Source organism: Lactobacillus sp. M0390, assembly GCF_016102085.1.
Taxonomy (GTDB): domain Bacteria; phylum Bacillota; class Bacilli; order Lactobacillales; family Lactobacillaceae; genus Lactobacillus; species Lactobacillus apis.
In genome coordinates this window covers 1-758 of sequence record NZ_JACFPH010000018.1, presented here as the reverse complement: position 1 = coordinate 758, position 758 = coordinate 1, and the positions used below count along the sequence as shown (strand labels likewise).

The 758-nt window shown below is 43.9% G+C and carries 1 protein-coding gene; it reads right to left on the bottom strand.

What is annotated here, in order from left to right; genetic code table 11:
* On the bottom strand, nt 1-758 hold a 758-nt coding region (locus H3R25_RS08930; RefSeq protein WP_198195175.1), incomplete at both ends, for an SLAP domain-containing protein.

Sequence of the window (758 nt, the reverse complement as noted above, 5' to 3'; positions counted from 1 at the left end):
GCATTTGCAGTTACTCCGTCTGCAGGCACATTATTTGCTTCTAGTGTTACGGCACCAAAGTTCGCTGCCTTCACATAGCGGTTGTTGTCAATAATGAAGTATGACTTGCCACGAATTACTATTGGATCACCGTATGTAGCTACTTTACTGTTCTTCTTAAGTACTTTACCACCAACACGTGTGCCATCCTTCTTGTATACAAATGCGTTCTTCTTCAAAGTCCGCTTTTGCGCTCTGAAGTTGTTCACTGCAACAAACAAACCATTCTTAGTTTCGTAAAATTCACGATTACCAATTGTTTGTGTGCCGTATGTTGTTATGGTTGAACCCTTCTTAGCTACTAACAAGTTAGCACGTTTACCATCCTTGTTGTAGAAGTAGGCATTGTGAGTCAGCTTTCTGTCAGCAGCCTTAGTTGTGTCTACTCCTGCAGTTTCTGCAGCTGTACCTGAAGCTGTGTCTGAACCGTTTGATCCTGAGCCATTACTACTTGAACCATTTGAGCCCGAGCCGTTTGAGCCTGAACCATTTGAAGTGTTTCCTGTATTGTTCGAGCCGGAACCAGTGTTGCTAGAGCCACCGTTTCCAGTACCAGTTCCATTTGAACTAGAACTGTTGTTACCAGAACCGCTATTGTTTGAGCCATTAGAGTCGGAACTATTTGCATCTGAACCGTTTGAACCTGAACCGTTTGATCCTGAGCCATTGGAGTCGGAACTATTTGCATCTGAACCGTTTGATCCTGAGCCATTCGAACC